Genomic DNA, 15,536 nt, shown 5'->3' with positions numbered 1-15,536 from the left:
GTGCTTCTCCTCAGGACTGACGGATGAACCGGTAGTGGGCCACGAGCCATTCCTGGCCCCCGGCGTAGCCGAACAGTTCCGCGCACGACATCCAGAAGATGCGCCAGCGCTGGAACCATAGCCGGGCGAGGGCCCGCGTCGGATAGACGCGCGAAAAGACGTCCATGATCGCGTCGCGGTGACGATCCTGGTTGGCGAGCCAGGCGTTGGCGGTGCGCTCGTAGTGCGTCCCGTCCACGAGCCACTGGCCGTCGATCCGGAGATCGTGCTGGAACCACAGCAGGGTATCGATGGCCGGCATCATGCCGCCCGTGAAGAAGTGCCGGCCCATCCAGTTGTCGTCGCCTTCGGTGTCGAAGAGATAGGCGGCGTGCCGGTGCGCGAAGATATGGACGAACAGCGCGCCGCCCGGCCGGAGCCAGCGGGCGATGCGCTTGAAGAGCGCCTGATGGTTGCGCACGTGCTCGAACATCTCGACCGACACGCAGCGGTCGAACTGGTCGTCTTCCAGATCCAGCGCGTTGATGTCGCAGGTGATGACGCGAATGTTCGCCAGGCCCTGGCGCAGTGCCTCCGCCTCGATGTGCATGCGCTGCGAGTGGGAATTGGACACGGCGGTGATGCGCGCGCGCGGATAACGCGCGGCCATCCAGAGGGTAAGCGAACCCCAGCCGCAACCCAGTTCGAGGATCGACTGTCCGTCCGCGAGGCCCGCGCGCTCCGCGTAGAGCTGCAGCATCGCGTCCTCGGCCTCATCCAGCGACGTCGTCGCTTCGGGGAAATAGCAGGACGAATACTTGAGCCGCGCCCCGAGGCATTGCTGGAAGAAGGCGGTGGGTACCTCGTAGTGCTGCGCGTTGGCTTCTTCCGTGTGGATCGCCAGGGGCGCCTGCGCGAGGGCATCCATCAGGGCCGCATGGCGTCGCTTTCGCTCCTGCGGATCACCCTGTTCGCATTCGCGCAGTCGCTGCTCGCAGAGACGGCGGATGCCCAGGCGGATCAGCGAATCGGGAAGCAGGCCGCGTTCGGCGAGGCCTAGCAGGCCGGGCCCGGCGCGGTCGGCGGCCAGTTCGCGGGATACGGCGGCGGCGTTCATCGGGACGCTCCTTTGGCGTGGGAGGGGAACCAGGGGATCAGCATCGGCGTGGTGCGCTGGTACTCGCGGTAGTCGTCGCCGCGCGACCGCACCGCCTGTGCCTCGGTGAACGGAATGCCGCTGATCCAGCGCAGGAACGCGTACATGACGACGGGACCGCTCCAGGCCAGCCATCCCATCGGCGAACCGATGGCGAGCGCCACGTAAGTGAACCAGTGCACCCATTCGAAGAAGTAATTCGGATGCCGCGAATAGCGCCAGAGTCCGCCGCGGAACGTTTTGCCGCGATGCGCCGACTGCGCGCGATGCCGAGCGAGCTGACGATCGGCGATCGCCTCGCCGGCGATGCTCACGATCCAGACGACGGTCGCGAGCACGATCCAGCCGATGGACACCCGCGGGTTCGCTGCGACGGCCAGGAACGGGAGCGCGAAGAGCACGACCAGCAACGCCTGGGCCTGGAAGAACAGGAACCATTTCGTCTGGCTGCCGTTCCAGTGTTCGCGAAGGTAGCGGTAGCGGCCGTCCTCGCCTTCGTGACGCACGCGTTTCCACAGGTGCAGCGCGAGTCGCGCGGACCACGCGGCGCCGAAGGCCGCGAGCAGGACGCGGTTGACCGCCGCGCCGTCGCCCATCAGCGCCAGGAGGATGGCGGCGATGCCCAGGCCGCTCGCCCAGAGCACGTCGACGATGCCGGCGTTCCGGTGACGTCGCTGCCATACCCAGCCCGCGGTCATGATCGCGATCATCAGCACGGCGAGCAGGAGCAGACTTCCGGCACTCATGGCGACACCGTGTCGGCGCCCCAACGGGCGGCGGCCGGGCGGGCTTCCGGTCGCGCGAGCAACAGGTGAGAGACGCCGATGGAACGTTCGAGGAAGCCGCCTTCGCAATAGGCGAGATAGAACTCCCACAGGCGCACGAAGCGCTCGTCGAAGCCCTGCCGCCTCACCTCGTCCAGCCGGGCGAGGAAGCGCGTACGCCATTCGCGCAGGGTGCGCGCGTAGGAGAGGCCGAAATCCTCCAGCTGCACGAGCGCGAGGTCGCTCGACCGCGTCTTGGCGGCGAGCATCGCGCTGATCGAAGGGATGAAGCTGCCCGGGAAGACATGCCGCTTGATGAAATCGACCGACGCGACCGCCTGGGCGTAGCGGTGGTCCTCGATCGTGATGGCCTGGACGAGGGCCATCCCGTCGGGCGAGAGAAGGCTTCCGATCTTCGCGAAGTACGTCTCCATGTAGCGGGCGCCGATCGCCTCGATCATCTCGATCGAGACCACGCGGTCGTACGTCCCCTTGAGGTCGCGGTAGTCGTCCTGGCGTACCGTCACGCGGTCGCCCAAGCCCGCGGCCTGCACGCGTTCGCAGGCGAGCTTGTACTGTTCCGCCGAGATCGTCGTCGTGGTGACGTGGCAGCCGTAATGCGTCGCGGCGTGCACCGCGAAGCCACCCCAGCCGGTGCCGATTTCGACGACGCGCAGGCCGGGGCGCAGGCCCAGCCTGCGGCAGATCACGTCCAGTTTGCGCGTCGAGGCGGTCTCCAGCGTATCGCCGTCGTCGGTCCAGAGCGCCGAGGAATACATGAGGTCGTCGGAGAGGAAGAGGCGGAAGAACGCGTTGCCCAGGTCGTAATGCGCCGCGATGTTGCGCCGGCTGCCGGAGCGCGTGTTCTCGCGCAGCGCGTGCCACGCGCGGAGGGCCGTCGCACCGAGGCGGGCCATGCCCGTTTCCATGCCGTCGAGGAGGTCGCGGTTGCGCACCAGCAGGCGGACGAGTCCGACCAGATCGTTGCACTGCCAGTAGCCGTCGATGAACGCCTCCGCGGCGCCCACGCTGCCATGCGTGGCGAGCTGGCGGTAGAAGCGCATGTCGTGCACGACGATCTCCACGGACAGGGCGCCCGCGTGGTCGAGACCGAGCACCTCGACGCCCAGCGGATCGCGCACGGTGAGCGGGCCGTCGCGCAGGGTGGCCAGCGTGTCCAGCAGGCGGCGGCGCAGGAAGCGGTCCATCGCGGACACGACATCGGGGGATGCGCCCAGCGCTGAATCCTTGACGAGCTCGTTCACGTGAGGTCTCCGGAAAGGGGGTGGTCGTGCACGGGCACGCGCTTGAGCCACAGGCGAAGTGCCTGCCAGTGGATGGCGCCCATGACCTGCGCCGTCATCAGCGGGTAGCGCCACAGCACGCGGGCGAGCGAGCCGCCGTCGAGCGGTCGACGTTCCAGCACCAGCGTGGCCGTGAATTCGCGCGCATCGCCCTGGCTTACCTGCATGTGCACGCGAAGGTCGTCGCCGGGTGCGGTGAAGCGCCAGTCGTAACGGCGGGCCATGGCCATGAAGGGTGAGACGTGGAAACGCTTGTCGAACCGCCAGCCCATCGCGCGTCCGTTCACGGACGCGTCGTCGACGGGCAGTACATACGCATGGCGTTCGCCCCACGGCGTGTTCGTGATCTCGGCGACGATCGTCTCGAGCGTCACGCCATCGTCCGCGTAGCAGTAATAGAAGCTGACGGGATTGAAGACGTAGCCGCCGTAACGCAGGTGCGTCAGCAGCCGGATGGGCCCGGTCGGACGGCGGCCGGTGTGCGCGAGGACGCGGTCGCGCACGGCGTCGGCGAGCGGCACCTCGGCCGGCCCGAGGTAATCCGCGCGACGCCATTGCGCGAGATTGGGCCGGTTCACCGACCAGAACCATCGCGAGCGGAAGAGCTCGTCGATCTCGTCGAGGTCGAGGTACAACTGCGCCATGCGGTAGGTGAACGCATGCGCACGGGGGCTGAAGCGACGATGCGTCACGCGGCCTTCGTACACGGCGCTCGCCAGGCCGCTCATGCGGGGACCCTCTCGGCATCGTGCGCGGCGCGATGGCCCGAAAGCGCGGACACGACCTCCGCCGCGCTGCGCATGCCGTCCTCGTGGAAGCCCCAGCCCCAGTACGCACCGGCGAACCACGTGCGCCGCTGGCCCTGGATCTCCGCCTTCCGCGCCTGAGCGCGAACCGACGCGTGCGTGTAGACCGGGTGGGCATAGCTCATGCGGCGAAGCACGTGCGCCGGGTCGATGGTGGCCGTCTGGTTGAGGCTGACGATCAGGGGGCGCGGCGAGTCGATGCCCTGCAGCTGGTTCATGTGATAGCTGACCGTGCACTGGTCGTCCGGCGTCGCGGGAATGACGGCGTTCCAGGCCGCCCAGGCCTTGCGCCGGCGCGGGAGCACGCTCGCGTCCGTGTGCAGCACGGTGTCGTTGCGCTGATACGGGATGGCGCCGAGGATCTCGTGCTCGCGGTCGGAGGCGTCGCCGAGCAGCCGAAGCGCCTGGTCGCTGTGGCACGCGAGCACGACGTGGTCGAACGACTGGGTATCCGCGAAGGTCTGCACCTCGACGTGTCCCTCGTGGCGGGCCACGCGGAAGACCGCGCATCCCAGGCGCACGTCCACGTTCCAGCGCCGGGCCATCGCCGCGACGTAGGTGTTCGAACCGCCTTCGACGACCTGCCACTGGGGACGGCCGGCGATCTGCAGCATCTGGTGATTGGCCATGAAGCGCACCAGGTAGCGCACCGGGAACTTCATGATCGTCGCCGCGGGCGACGACCAGAGCGCCGATGCCATCGGGATCAGGTGCTCGTCGCGGAAGGCCGCGCCGTAGCGATGTTCGGCGAGGTAATCCGCCAGGCTCGGACCGGGAGCGGGGCCGTCGAGCACGGAGGGCGCCTCGCGGTAGAAGCGCGTGAGGTCGCGGACCATGCCGAGGAAGCGCGGCGACAGCAGGTTCCGACGTTGGCAGAACAGCGTGTCCAGCGTCGTGGCGTTGTACTCCAGCCCGGTGCCGGCGTTGCGCACCGAGAAGCTCATCGTCGTGGGCCGCGACGTCACGCCGAGCTCGTCGAAAAGCGCATGGAGCAACGGGTAATGCACCGGGTTGTGCACGATGAACCCGGTGTCCACACGGTAGCCACGGCCGTCGAGTTCGATGGCGTGCGTGTGCGTGTGTCCGCCGAGGTAATCGTTCGCCTCGTAGAGGGTGACCTCGTGCTCCTTGCTCAGGCGCCAGGCGCTGGCGAGGCCCGAGATGCCCGAGCCGATGATGGCGATCCGCATGTCAATGCCTCGCCTTGTCGTGGACCCACGCCGGGACCTGCTTCAGGTCCCAGACGAGGCCGAGGGCCTGCATCAGTTTCAGGCCGTACCAGGTGATGTCCACCTCCCACCAGCGGAAACCCTGCCGCGCAGAGCCTGGAAAGTAGTGGTGATTGTTGTGCCAGCCCTCTCCGAAGGTGAGCAGCGCGAGCCAGACGTTGTTGCGGCTGTCGTCGCGGGTGTCGAAACGCCGCGAACCGAACCGGTGCGCCAGCGAGTTGATCGTGACCGTCGCGTGGAAGAGCACGATGGTGGAGACGAAGAATCCCCACACGAGCATCTGCGGGCCGGACGTTCCGAGGGAGGGGGCGTGGGTCTTCAGGATGTTGCCCAGCGCGAACAGCGCCGCGGCGAGCGCCACGGGAACGGCCAGGTCGTAGCGGTCCAGCCAGCGCAGTTCGGGGTACTCGCGGAAATCCGGCAGGCGCTTCAGGTCCGTCGCGAACGCGGCGGGCGTCAGGAACCAGCCCGCATGGGCCCAGAGAAACCCATGGACGGAGGGCGAATGCGGATCGAGCGGCGTGTCGGCATGCCGATGGTGATGGCGATGGTGCGCGGCCCACCAGAGCGGCCCACGCTGGACGCATGACGCACCGATGAGCGCGAATACAAACTGGATCGCGCGCGAGGTGCGGAAGGCGCGGTGGGAGAAGTAGCGGTGGTAGAAGCCGGTCAGCGCGAACATGCGCACGGCGTAGAGGGCGACGGCGACGGCCACGGCTATGGGCGACACGCCGACGACGAAGACGGCCAGACAGGCCAGGTGCATGCCGATGAAGGGCAGGGCGCGCACCCAGTCGATGCGGCGCGCGTCCACGCCCGCCACCGGGGCCGCCCCGCCGTCGAACCATTGGCGGAGGCTCAGCCATGGGCTGCGACCCGCGCCGGGCAGTGCTTCGTCGTGCGTGTCGCTGACTTTCATCGGTGGGTCCCTGACCGTTCTCAAGGACCTCTACGCAAATGGCGGCCGATCGGATGCACGTTGGAGCGGACCTGGCCGCGAGGGCTTCCCGCGAGGAGCCGCAGGGCCTGTGACGCCCGGCTCAAAAGGCATCGCGGCCAGGTCCGCTCCAACAACGGCAGTGGGAGCGGACCCGGCCGCGACAGCTTTTCGCGAGGAGCCGCAGGGCCTGTGGCTCCTGGCCTCAAAGGCATCGCGGCCAGGTCCGCTCCAACAACGGCAGTGGAACGGCCCCGGCTTCTTGTGGGAGCGGACCTGGCCGCGACGGCTCTTCGCGAGGAGCCGCAGGGCCTGTGGTTCCCGGCCTCAACGGCATCGCGGCCAGGTCCGCTCCAACAACAGCAGGTGGACCCGGCTTCTTGTGAGGAGCCCAGGTCCGCGAACGCCCTACTCCACGATATTCGCGGTCACGTGATAGACGCGGCCGCCCCAGCCATCGTTCGGGAACGAGTCCGAGACCTTCAGGTACACCGGCTTCGTGCCGTCGGCACCGGCGCGAAGGAACGGCGTCAGATCGATCGTCTGCACGCCCTTGTTCGAGCCGTCCGTGATCGGGCGGGTCTCGTGCAGCACCGTCGTCCAGATCTCGTTATCGGAGCTGGCCTGCACGAGGTATTCCGCGTCGATGGTCAGCGTCACCTGGGCGGCGGTCGTGTCGGCCGGGAACGGGAAGCGATAGGTGAAGTGCGCATTGCCGTCGGCGAAACGGTTCTGGACGCCGTTGCTCTGCGAGCGGTCGGGATCGAACAGCCACGGGTTCTCGTTGACGGTACCGGTGTCGAAGTCGATCGTGTGCGCGACGAGCACATCGGCCTCCGTGCTGAAGCGCAGCAGTCCCGCGACGAGCTTCGCCGTCACCGTGTGATGCCCGTCGGTGGCCTGGCTCGGCACGGTGACCTGCAGGGGCAGCGTCCCGCTCACCGGGTTCGCATTGCCGCGCGGCTTGAGCGTCAGCAGCTTCGCGCGCGGCGTGGCGCTCCACCCGGCTGGCGCGTCGACCGACACGAGCGTCAGCAGCGGCAGGTAGCCGGTGGCCGAGGCGCGCAGTTCGAGGGGGATGGCGGTCGCACCCGAGGCGGCGGGAATCACCACCGGCTGGGCCGGCGAGAGCGTGGCGGCGAGCGACTCGATCGGGGTGAAGGCCGGCACGTCGCCGATCAGCGCGCTGAGCGCGCTGGCCTGCGTGCGCCAGTCGAACACGTTCGGATGATCGTCGTTGGTGATACCCGACCAGCGCGTGCCGAGGCGACCGGCCGCATCGCGATCGTTGGCCCAGATGCCCTCGGCCTGCCGATCGAGGAACGCGGCGTAGCCGCCGTCATGCGTCGTGTCGACCAGATCGGTCCAGTAACGCATGAAGATGCCCTTGAACTGCTTCGCGTTGTCGTCGCAACGCTGGTCCGAAGCGTCGCAGCTTTCCGTCAGCACGCCGTCGGTGACGAGGCCCTTCGGCCCGATCGCGGCGTCCGCGAGGCGGCGCACGGTGGTCAGGATCGATGGATCGCGGGTGGCGCGCCACAGTTCCAGTCCCGCGCCGATCGCGAGGCCCTGGTTGTAGCTCCACACGGTCTGGCCGTTGTTGGTGCACGCCTGGGTGATGCCGTCGTTGACGAGGCCATCGGCGTTGATCATGCCGCTGCCCTGGAACCAGGCCCACGCGGTGCGCGACCGGCCCAGCCAGAGCGTGTCGCCCGGAATCCGGTTGTGCAGCTCGGCGGTGAGGCGGATCCACAGGCCATTGGTGACGGCGTTCTTGTACGTGCGTTCGCCGTCCCACCACACGCCGCCACCGCAGGTGCCGGTGTCCCAGTAGCCGTTGACGTAGTTCGCGATGGTCACCGCCATGTCGAGGTACTTGGGATCGCGGGTCAGGTCGTAGGCCTGGATCCAGGTGAGTCCCCACCATTCGGAATCGTCGATCGCGCGACTGGTGAAATTGCCCAGCAGCGGATCGCCGGAGAGCACACCCGCGGGAAAGACGCCCTTGTCCTTCTCGAAGGTATTGTCGAGCTGGCCGAGGTAGCGGCGGTCGCCGGTGCGCTGCATGTAGTCGCCGATGGTCTGCAGGGCGACGGCGGAATTCCACCAGCTGGATGGGAACCACGCCTTCTCGGGATCGTAGGAACTCATCAGAACGTCCGCGGCCACGCGTGCCCGCGCCATGGCGACGGGCCCTTCGGTCAATCTGTCGAGGCCGCGCTCCTGCTCGGCGGCCATGGAAGGAAAGGCGACGGTGAGTACCGTCAGGCTGGCGACGGCCAGCATCGTCTGGACACGCGAGCGTAATGCGCGGAACTTCATGATCTGGAGCGCTCCCTCTGAATACCCACAACGGGATGGAGTCGTCACCGGACCGTGGGTGGAGGTCCGGTTGCCCTGTCATCGCATTGCGCCGTCTGGACGGCCGGAAGAGGCAACGGCTCGCGCGAGTCCACGGAGTGTTGCAGAGGATTTCTTGCGAAAGTGAGAACCCGGTCAAGGCAAGCGATGCCTGCGGGTGTTCTCGTGACGGATCGCTTTCATCGTACGCTGACAAATCCAGGTCTACCTTCACACGAATGATCGACGCTTCCATACGCGCGCGGCTCGACGCATTGCTCGGGCACGGCGGCCGCATCATCCTTGGCATCGCTGGCTTACCGGGATCGGGCAAGTCCACCCTCGCATCGCAAGTTCTCGCGACCTATCCCGGCATCTCGGTGAACGTGCCCATGGACGGTTTCCATCTGGCCAACGCGGAATTGCGGCGCCTGGGGCGCGCATCGCGCAAGGGCGCTCCCGATACCTTCGACGCCAGCGGTTACGTGGCCCTGCTGCGGCGGCTGCGCGAGCCCATCGAGGGTGAAACCGTCTACGCGCCCGCCTTCCATCGCGAGATCGAGGAGCCCATCGCCGGCGAGATCGCCGTATCGTCGGACGTGCGGCTGGTCGTCACAGAGGGAAACTACCTGCTGATGGAAGAGGGCGCATGGGCCGACGTGCGTCCGCTGCTTGATGAAACGTGGTTCGTGGACGTCGACGACGCCCGACGCCACGCGCAGTTGCTGGAGCGCCACATGCGGTTCGGTCGGTCGCGACAGGCCGCGCTGGACTGGATCGAGACCACCGACGAACCGAACGCCCGGCGCATCGCCGCCACGGCGCATCGCGCGGATTTCCGCGCACGAACCCTTCCCCTGGAGTCTGCATGAACGCGGTAACGTCTTCTGCGTCGGTGGCGAGCGACGCCACCCCACGCAACGGTGTGGTCATCGGCATCGCGGTGATCGCGGCGCTCGGTGGCCTGTTGTTCGGCTACGACACGGGCGTCATCGGTGTCGCGCTGCTCGGTCTCGGCCGGCAGTTCGCGCTGGACGACACCACGAAACAGCTCGTCACAGGCGCCATCATCTTCGGCGCGCTGTTCGGCTGCCTGCTCACGGGTCCGCTGTCGGACCGGCTCGGGCGCCGGCGCATGGTGATCTTCGTCGGCGTGCTCTTCGCGCTGGGCTCCATCGCCTCGGCGCTCGCGCCGTCGGTGGGCTGGCTGATCGCGGCGCGCTTCCTGCTCGGCCTGTCGGCGGGCAGTTCGACGCAGATCATTCCCGTGTACATCGCCGAGGTCGCGCCGCCGAAGCACCGCGGCAAGATGGTGGTGCTGTTCCAGTTCATGGTGGTGTTCGGCATCACCGTCGCGTACTTCACGGGCTTCGCGCTCGGCGAGCACTGGCGCTGGATGTTCGGCCTGGGGCTGATTCCCGCGTTGATCCTGCTCGCCGGCATGGCGTTCCTGCCGGAGAGCCCGCGCTGGCTCATGGCCGAACATCGCAAGGACGAGGCGATGAAGGTGCTCGAGCGCGTTCGCGGCAGCACCGCGGCGGCGCGTGCCGAGATCGCCGAGATCGAGACGGTGTCGCAGACGGAACCGACCGGCCGGTGGAAGGACCTGGCGAAGCCGTGGATCCGTCCTGCCGTGATCGTCGGCGCGGGCATCTCGATGTTCTCGCAGATCACGGGCAACAACGCGCTGATCTACTACGCCCCGACGATCCTGACCAAGGCTGGCTTTTCCGAGCAGGCCGCGGTGCTGGGCACGGGCGCCAGCACGGTGTTGGTCGTCATCATGACGGTCATCGGCAGCTTCCTCGTCGATCGGATCGGCCGGCGCAAGTACCTGCTCTGGCTGATTCCCGGTTCGATCGTGGCATTGCTGCTGATGGGTTACCTGTTCCAGGGCGCGGGTCCGCAGACCGACTTCAGCCGCTGGCTCACCGTCGGCTGCCTCGCCGCGTACATGATGCTCAACTGCGGCGGATTCGGCGTGTGCATCTGGCTGATCAATGCCGAGGTGTATCCGCTGTTCGTTCGCGGCAAGGGCGCGAGCCTCGGTTCCTTCAGCCACTGGATTTTCGACCTGATCGTGACGCTCACCACGCTCTCGCTGGTGACCTGGCTGGGCGCCACCCACACGTTCTGGCTGTACGCGGCCATCTCGGTCGTGGCCCTGGTCTTCATCTACTACCTGCTGCCCGAAACCATGGGCAAGAGCCTCGAGGAGATCGAACACGAACTGCGCGAGGATCGCTTCTACCCGTACCAGCAGAAGCGCCTGGCCCGGGCGGCGCGGCAGTCTTGAGTCGCGGCGTGATCCTGAAGGTCCCGCCAGGCTGATCTGGTCGTGATGTGGCGACAACCGATCGCTTCGCCGTAGGCACCGGCGTACGCCGGTGCGACGAGCCGCACGGTTCGCCCTCATCGTCACCCCGGCGTACGCCGGGGTCCACGGCCCCGGTCCCCGATGGCGCGGCGGCGCGCAAGGCACGAGCTCTGGCACTCGGCATCACGACATTCAAGGAAGCGCACGGTGCCCATAACTGAGCACACGCGTCGCCTGCCAGCCCGCGGGAAGCTTGTGCCAGACGATCACGAACTTCGCGATCCCCGAGCACGCGGAGGCGCCCATATCGCAGAACATGTGTTCACCTTCCTCGATCGCGCCGAAATCCTTGATCGGATAGACATGGACGCTGCCTTCGACCAGCTTCCGGTGGAAGTGGCCGCACACGTTCTTCCGCGTCTTCTCCAGATACTCGTCCCTCGTCCAGCTCACGCCCCCGTTGTCGTGATAGAACTCGATCTTCGGATCCAGAAGCGCCGCATGCTTCTTCAGTTGCCCCGGCTGGTCGCATCGGTTGAAGCTGTCGAAGAACGACGTGTCGAGCCCGATGACCGTGCTCGTGAGCATGCTCGCCGAATCGTCCGCGTGCGCGCCCGGAACCCAGATCAGAGCCGCCACCGCGGCCGCAAGCCATTTCATCCCCATGACGCACCCATCCCCCTGTCGATGTCTCTTGCCGAGTATGGACGGGTGCAGACGACGATAGCCAGTTCGCCGAGGCCGCGCGGCTAGAGCAGCTTCGGGATCAGGGCCTTGGTGCGAGCCCGGTAGTCGAGGTAAGTGCTCCCGAAGTGATCACCGAGCCACCGTTCCTCCAGCCGCAGCTTTCGCCAGAAGGATGCGAAGACGATCGCCACTGCCAGCAATCCACGCCAGTCGCCCACCATGATGGCGTTGCCGAGGAAAAGGAGCAGGAAGCCCGTATAGATGGGGTGCCTGATCAGGGCGTACGGGCCGGCGGTGACCAACTCGTGCTCGCGCTTGAGGTCCACCGTCGCGCTCCAGTTCCGTCCGAGCAGAATCCGCGAGACGATCGCGAGCGTGGCACCGGCCACGCAGCACGCGAGACCGACGGAATACACCAGCGGGGTGTGAGGGACGAATTGCTCGCGTAGCGGTGAACCTTCGAACCACTCGCTGGGGCCAAGGAGGACGCCGGCAACGATCAGCGGCAGCCAGTAAACGGCGATACGCCGCGCAAGCGGTTCCTTCTGTATGGAGGGCCTGGCGGTGCGCGCGGCCCAGAGCCAGTAGGCGAGAACCGAAAGCCAGCTCATGCGGAGCCCGTGTTCGAAAAGAGGAGGCATGCGTCGTCCTTGTTCTGGCTGGGGATGATGAGGTGTCGCACGTCAAGCTTGGCGTGCCGGCGGCGTGCAGGCATCCTTGCCGGGACGGTCGGCCCCCTGCGAGGGACGAACCGCGGGGACACGGGGCCGGAGCGCCGCCTCGTCACATGGTCGGGATGGCGAATGTCGAGGGATGCGATGCCGGAAAGGCAAGCCATGGCACGAACGAAACGGGCCGACCGGATCCTCAAGGTCGATCATGCGGGCGAGTTCGGAGCGATCTCGATCTATACCGGGCAGATTGCAGTGGCAAAGGTCTTTGCCCGGGAGCTCGTGCCGGAGCTGGTCGAATTTCGCTCGCACGAGCGCGGCCACCGGGCGATTTTCGCCGCGGAGCTGGCGCGCAGGGGGCAGCGCCGCTGCAGGAGCTACTGGCTATGCGGCCTGGGCGGGCTGACGCTCGGGCTGATCACGGGTCTGTTCGGGCGTGCCGCCATATCCGCGACGACGGTCGCGGTGGAGAGCGTCGTGCTGCGCCACCTCGCGAGTCAGCGTCTCGAACTCTGCGGTGTGGACGACGCGGCGGTTGTCGCCATTTCGGCCATCGTCTCGGAGGAGCAGATGCATCACGACCAGGCGGCATCGCACGTGGCCGACACCAGCTTGTGGTTCCGGGTGATCCACCCCGTCGTCACCGCGGCGACCGAGGCGGTGATCTGGTTGGGGATGCGGCTCTGAGGCCGTATCACACCCATGTAACACCCTGTGTGTCATAGCGGGTCTCCATCAGAGACCAAGCACATGACCGACGCCGTATTTGTCGCGCGACCCGACGACCTGACCCGGGTCAACACCTGCCTGCGGTCCGACATGCGCTACTGGACCCGGGTCCTCGGCGTCAGCGACAAGGTGTTGCTGAAGGCCGTCATGTCCGTGGGGGTCGATTCCTGGGCCGTGCGCGCGGAGATCCGCAGGCTGCGTCGCAAGTGAACGATGACAACAAGCAGCGCCGTATCTTCATTTTCTTTCCCGGCATGAACGAACGTTTCTGGCGTGTCCTGGTGCCAGGCGGTGTCGTGCGGACGTTCGGGACGGAAGGCACCGCCGTCGAGTACGCGCTCGAGCGGGCGACGCAGTCTCGCGAGAACGATCGTCGTCTCGTCGAGGTGCTGAAGGAAACCGCGTCGGGCGGATGGATGCCAATCACCGTGCCTTACTAAGGACGCCGTGGCGGCGATTCCATGCTCGCCAGTCAAAGGCATTGTTCTCGACGATGCAATAGTCTTGGCGACTCATGCCTCCAAGTGAAGCAATAGCTGGCCCATGTCGGGCTGGCGTCACTTTGAGGATTCAAGCATGGGCAAGCTTCAGGACAAGGTCGCCATCGTCACCGGCGCGTCGAAGGGTATCGGCGCCGGCATCGCGCGCCGGCTCGCGGCCGATGGTGCCAGCGTCGTCGTCAACTACGCCTCCAGCAAGGCGGGCGCGGACAAGGTGGTCGCGGACATCGAGGCGGCAGGCGGCAAGGCCATCGCGGTCGGTGCCGACGTCAGCAACAAGGCCGAGGTCGATGCGCTGATCAAGACGGCCATCGATACGTATGGCCGTCTGGACATCGTCGTGAACAATTCCGGCGTGTACCAGTTCGCCAAGATCGAAGAGACGACCGAAGAGCTCTATCGCAAGATCTTCGACATCAACGTGCTCGGCCTGCTGCTCGTGGCCGGCGCGGCGGCTCCGCACCTGGGCAAGGGCGGAAGCATCATCAACATCGGTTCGGCCGTCACCCGCGTCGTTCCGGCGGAAAGCGCGATCTATTCGGGCACGAAGGGCGCCGTTGACGCGATCACCGGCGTGCTGTCGCGCGAGCTTGGCCCGCGCGGCATCCGCGTGAACTCGGTGAACCCGGGCATGATCGAGACGGAAGGTACGCACACCGCCGGCTTCATCGGTTCGGAACTGCAGACGGCCATGGAAAGCCAGACGCCGCTGGGCCGCATCGGCAAGGCGGAAGACATCGCTCCGATCGTCGCCTTCCTGGCGTCGGACGACGCGGGCTGGGTCACCGGCGAACTGATCCTCTCGACGGGCGGCCTGCGCTAAACCGTCCGCGCGGATGGCGTGCCGCGAGGCGCGCCATCCGCGCAGCGCGCGCGTCAACCGCCGCGCAGCTGTCTTATGGTTTTTCCACCCACCGCCCAGTTCGCGGCCTCGCTTTCCTGCAGCACGATGGTCACCGAGTGGTCGGCCACGCCGAGGTGGCGCACGACCGCGTCGTGCAGGTCGGCGATCAGGGCCTCCTTCTGGGCGTCGCTGCGGCCTTCGAGCATCTGCACGGTGACGATGGGCATATCGGTCTCGCTGTCAGGTGATGGGTGAGGCGCCGGCCCGCGCCGGGAGCGCCTGGGCGACCCATTCGACGAAGGCGCGAAGCCGGGGATTATGCCGCCGCGTCGGCAGGTAGACGAGATAGACGGGCAGGGGCGGCGGCTGCCAGGTCGGCATGACATCGACCAGACGCCCGTCGTCGAGCGCATCCGCGACCTGGAAGCGAAGGGTCTGCACGAGGCCGAGCCCCGCGAGCGCTGCCGCCGAATGTGCGTTGCTTTCGTTGACCTCGAGCGCGCGCGCGATGTCGACCGTGTGCACCGCGCCGGACGGATCGCTGAGCCGCAACGGCTGCGAGCGCCCGGTGCGCGCGGAGAAATAGCCGACCATCGCGTGGTCTTTCAGATCGCTCAACGTCTCGGGCATACCTTGCCTGGCGAGGTAGGCAGGCGTGGCGGTGAGCGCCCACGGCAGTTCGGCGATCTGCCGTGCGACGACCGCCGGATCGTCCCCCGTGCTCCGGATCGCGCAGTCCACGCCTTCGCTCAAAAGATCGACGGTCCGATCGCTCACGCCGATCTGCAGTTCGATGCCGGGGAACCGTTCGCGGAATTCGCCCAGTGCCGGAATCAGGAGTCGCGCGGCCACCGAGCCGCCCGTCTCGACCCGCAAGGGGCCGATCGGGCTGTTGCCGCCTCCCGCCAGATCGGATTCGAAGTCGTCCAGATCCGCCAGCATCCGCCGCGTGTGTTCGTAATAAGCGGCGCCCTCGGCGGTGACGGAGATCCGGCGTGTGGTGCGCTCCAGCAGGCGCACGCCGAGTTCCGACTCGAGCGTCTGGATCATCTTGGTGACCGTCGACTTGGGCAGCCGCAGCGCATCGGCGGCCTTGCCGAAGCCGCCGGTGTCGACGAGGCGGGTGAACACGCGCATGGCCAGGAGACGATCCACGGATTATTCCTGCAAAGAAATAAAGTAATCGCAATATGCCAGTTTATTGGCCGAGGCTAAATAGCGAAACTGTCGCCATCAGCCGCGACGCGGCTTCACTCACCGGAGTTTCGCC

The 15,536-nt window shown here is 66.9% G+C and carries 17 protein-coding genes; 6 read left to right on the top strand and 11 right to left on the bottom strand.

The annotated features are described in order from the left end of the window. Nucleotides 1-10 precede the first annotated feature (10 nt). The 7 genes from J2X58_RS06240 to J2X58_RS06210 all read right to left on the bottom strand — a co-directional run bounded on the left by J2X58_RS06240 (nt 11) and on the right by J2X58_RS06210 (nt 8,500). Nucleotides 11-1,096 carry a cyclopropane-fatty-acyl-phospholipid synthase family protein gene (locus J2X58_RS06240; RefSeq protein ID WP_090178675.1) on the bottom strand — a complete coding sequence of 362 codons (1,086 nt, stop codon included), beginning with the start codon at nt 1,094-1,096 and terminating at the stop codon, nt 11-13. Beyond that, nucleotides 1,093-1,881, bottom strand: coding sequence for a DUF1295 domain-containing protein (locus J2X58_RS06235; RefSeq protein ID WP_090053171.1), 789 nt, complete (start codon nt 1,879-1,881; stop codon nt 1,093-1,095). Before J2X58_RS06235 ends, J2X58_RS06240 begins: the two co-directional genes overlap by 4 nt. Further along, nucleotides 1,878-3,107, bottom strand: a complete 1,230-nt coding sequence (locus J2X58_RS06230; RefSeq protein ID WP_310047897.1) for a cyclopropane-fatty-acyl-phospholipid synthase family protein — start codon at nt 3,105-3,107, stop codon at nt 1,878-1,880. The genes J2X58_RS06235 and J2X58_RS06230 overlap by 4 nt, the downstream gene beginning before the upstream one ends. 53 nt (nt 3,108-3,160) lie before the next feature. Continuing rightward, nucleotides 3,161-3,931, bottom strand: coding sequence for a DUF1365 domain-containing protein (locus J2X58_RS06225; protein ID WP_090053173.1), 771 nt, complete (start codon nt 3,929-3,931; stop codon nt 3,161-3,163). After that, nucleotides 3,928-5,199, bottom strand: coding sequence for an FAD-dependent oxidoreductase (locus J2X58_RS06220; RefSeq protein WP_310047031.1), 1,272 nt, complete (start codon nt 5,197-5,199; stop codon nt 3,928-3,930). The genes J2X58_RS06225 and J2X58_RS06220 overlap by 4 nt, the downstream gene beginning before the upstream one ends. A 1-nt stretch (nt 5,200) precedes the next feature. Continuing rightward, complete coding sequence (locus tag J2X58_RS06215; RefSeq protein ID WP_310047029.1) at nt 5,201-6,160, bottom strand: acyl-CoA desaturase; 960 nt, start codon at nt 6,158-6,160, stop codon at nt 5,201-5,203. Nucleotides 6,161-6,586: 426 nt separating this feature from the next. Continuing rightward, nucleotides 6,587-8,500, bottom strand: coding sequence for a glycoside hydrolase family 76 protein (locus J2X58_RS06210; RefSeq protein WP_310047028.1), 1,914 nt, complete (start codon nt 8,498-8,500; stop codon nt 6,587-6,589). Nucleotides 8,501-8,637: 137 nt separating this feature from the next. Here J2X58_RS06210 and J2X58_RS06205 point away from each other — a divergent pair, with 137 nt between their 5' ends. Together J2X58_RS06205 and J2X58_RS06200 are read left to right on the top strand one after the other, a co-directional pair. Next, on the top strand, nt 8,638-9,390 hold the full coding sequence (locus J2X58_RS06205) for a nucleoside/nucleotide kinase family protein (RefSeq protein WP_310047027.1): 753 nt from the start codon (nt 8,638-8,640) through the stop codon (nt 9,388-9,390). Then, nucleotides 9,387-10,814 (top strand): sugar porter family MFS transporter, encoded by a 1,428-nt coding sequence (locus tag J2X58_RS06200; RefSeq protein WP_090178691.1) that lies wholly within the window; start codon nt 9,387-9,389, stop codon nt 10,812-10,814. Before J2X58_RS06205 ends, J2X58_RS06200 begins: the two co-directional genes overlap by 4 nt. Before the next feature lie 213 nt (nt 10,815-11,027). On the opposite strand, the gene J2X58_RS06195 is transcribed toward J2X58_RS06200, so the two are convergent. Further along, entirely contained in the window at nt 11,028-11,495 is a 468-nt protein-coding gene (locus tag J2X58_RS06195) for a nuclear transport factor 2 family protein (RefSeq protein ID WP_310047024.1), read from the bottom strand. An 89-nt stretch (nt 11,496-11,584) separates the two neighbouring features. Continuing rightward, nucleotides 11,585-12,133 (bottom strand): isoprenylcysteine carboxylmethyltransferase family protein, encoded by a 549-nt coding sequence (locus tag J2X58_RS06190; protein WP_175472754.1) that lies wholly within the window; start codon nt 12,131-12,133, stop codon nt 11,585-11,587. Between the two features lie 225 nt (nt 12,134-12,358). On the opposite strand from J2X58_RS06190, the gene J2X58_RS06185 reads away from it, so the two are divergent. The 4 genes from J2X58_RS06185 to J2X58_RS06170 all read left to right on the top strand — a co-directional run bounded on the left by J2X58_RS06185 (nt 12,359) and on the right by J2X58_RS06170 (nt 14,245). After that, nucleotides 12,359-12,880 (top strand): demethoxyubiquinone hydroxylase family protein, encoded by a 522-nt coding sequence (locus J2X58_RS06185; protein ID WP_310047022.1) that lies wholly within the window; start codon nt 12,359-12,361, stop codon nt 12,878-12,880. A gap of 63 nt (nt 12,881-12,943) precedes the next feature. Further along, nucleotides 12,944-13,132 carry a DUF3606 domain-containing protein gene (locus J2X58_RS06180; protein ID WP_090053183.1) on the top strand — a complete coding sequence of 63 codons (189 nt, stop codon included), beginning with the start codon at nt 12,944-12,946 and terminating at the stop codon, nt 13,130-13,132. After that, entirely contained in the window at nt 13,129-13,362 is a 234-nt protein-coding gene (locus J2X58_RS06175; protein ID WP_090053185.1) for a hypothetical protein, read from the top strand. The genes J2X58_RS06180 and J2X58_RS06175 overlap by 4 nt, the downstream gene beginning before the upstream one ends. A gap of 136 nt (nt 13,363-13,498) precedes the next feature. Next, complete coding sequence (locus tag J2X58_RS06170) at nt 13,499-14,245, top strand: glucose 1-dehydrogenase (protein ID WP_090053186.1); 747 nt, start codon at nt 13,499-13,501, stop codon at nt 14,243-14,245. Between the two features lie 53 nt (nt 14,246-14,298). On the opposite strand, the gene J2X58_RS06165 is transcribed toward J2X58_RS06170, so the two are convergent. Both J2X58_RS06165 and J2X58_RS06160 read right to left on the bottom strand, forming a co-directional pair. Continuing rightward, nucleotides 14,299-14,493 carry a 2-hydroxymuconate tautomerase gene (locus J2X58_RS06165; protein WP_310047020.1) on the bottom strand — a complete coding sequence of 65 codons (195 nt, stop codon included), beginning with the start codon at nt 14,491-14,493 and terminating at the stop codon, nt 14,299-14,301. 13 nt (nt 14,494-14,506) lie between these two features. After that, on the bottom strand, nt 14,507-15,421 hold the full coding sequence (locus tag J2X58_RS06160; protein ID WP_090053189.1) for a LysR family transcriptional regulator: 915 nt from the start codon (nt 15,419-15,421) through the stop codon (nt 14,507-14,509). Between the last annotated feature and the right edge of the window lie 115 nt (nt 15,422-15,536).

This window comes from Luteibacter sp. 3190 (assembly GCF_031456385.1).
Taxonomy (GTDB): Bacteria; Pseudomonadota; Gammaproteobacteria; order Xanthomonadales; family Rhodanobacteraceae; genus Luteibacter.
This window is presented reverse-complemented; position numbering and strand designations above follow the sequence as displayed.

Coding starts and splice junctions, on each gene's coding strand:
- J2X58_RS06230 (WP_310047897.1), bottom strand. CDS start 3,107: ATGGACCGCTTCCTGCGCCGCCGCCTGCTGGACACGCTGGCCACCCTG.
- J2X58_RS06240 (WP_090178675.1), bottom strand. CDS start 1,096: ATGAACGCCGCCGCCGTATCCCGCGAACTGGCCGCCGACCGCGCCGGG.
- J2X58_RS06195 (WP_310047024.1), bottom strand. CDS start 11,495: ATGAAATGGCTTGCGGCCGCGGTGGCGGCTCTGATCTGGGTTCCGGGC.
- J2X58_RS06170 (WP_090053186.1), top strand. CDS start 13,499: ATGGGCAAGCTTCAGGACAAGGTCGCCATCGTCACCGGCGCGTCGAAG.
- J2X58_RS06165 (WP_310047020.1), bottom strand. CDS start 14,493: ATGCCCATCGTCACCGTGCAGATGCTCGAAGGCCGCAGCGACGCCCAG.
- J2X58_RS06180 (WP_090053183.1), top strand. CDS start 12,944: ATGACCGACGCCGTATTTGTCGCGCGACCCGACGACCTGACCCGGGTC.
- J2X58_RS06235 (WP_090053171.1), bottom strand. CDS start 1,881: ATGAGTGCCGGAAGTCTGCTCCTGCTCGCCGTGCTGATGATCGCGATC.
- J2X58_RS06190 (WP_175472754.1), bottom strand. CDS start 12,133: ATGAGCTGGCTTTCGGTTCTCGCCTACTGGCTCTGGGCCGCGCGCACC.
- J2X58_RS06185 (WP_310047022.1), top strand. CDS start 12,359: ATGGCACGAACGAAACGGGCCGACCGGATCCTCAAGGTCGATCATGCG.
- J2X58_RS06220 (WP_310047031.1), bottom strand. CDS start 5,199: ATGCGGATCGCCATCATCGGCTCGGGCATCTCGGGCCTCGCCAGCGCC.
- J2X58_RS06215 (WP_310047029.1), bottom strand. CDS start 6,160: ATGAAAGTCAGCGACACGCACGACGAAGCACTGCCCGGCGCGGGTCGC.
- J2X58_RS06210 (WP_310047028.1), bottom strand. CDS start 8,500: ATGAAGTTCCGCGCATTACGCTCGCGTGTCCAGACGATGCTGGCCGTC.
- J2X58_RS06200 (WP_090178691.1), top strand. CDS start 9,387: ATGAACGCGGTAACGTCTTCTGCGTCGGTGGCGAGCGACGCCACCCCA.
- J2X58_RS06225 (WP_090053173.1), bottom strand. CDS start 3,931: ATGAGCGGCCTGGCGAGCGCCGTGTACGAAGGCCGCGTGACGCATCGT.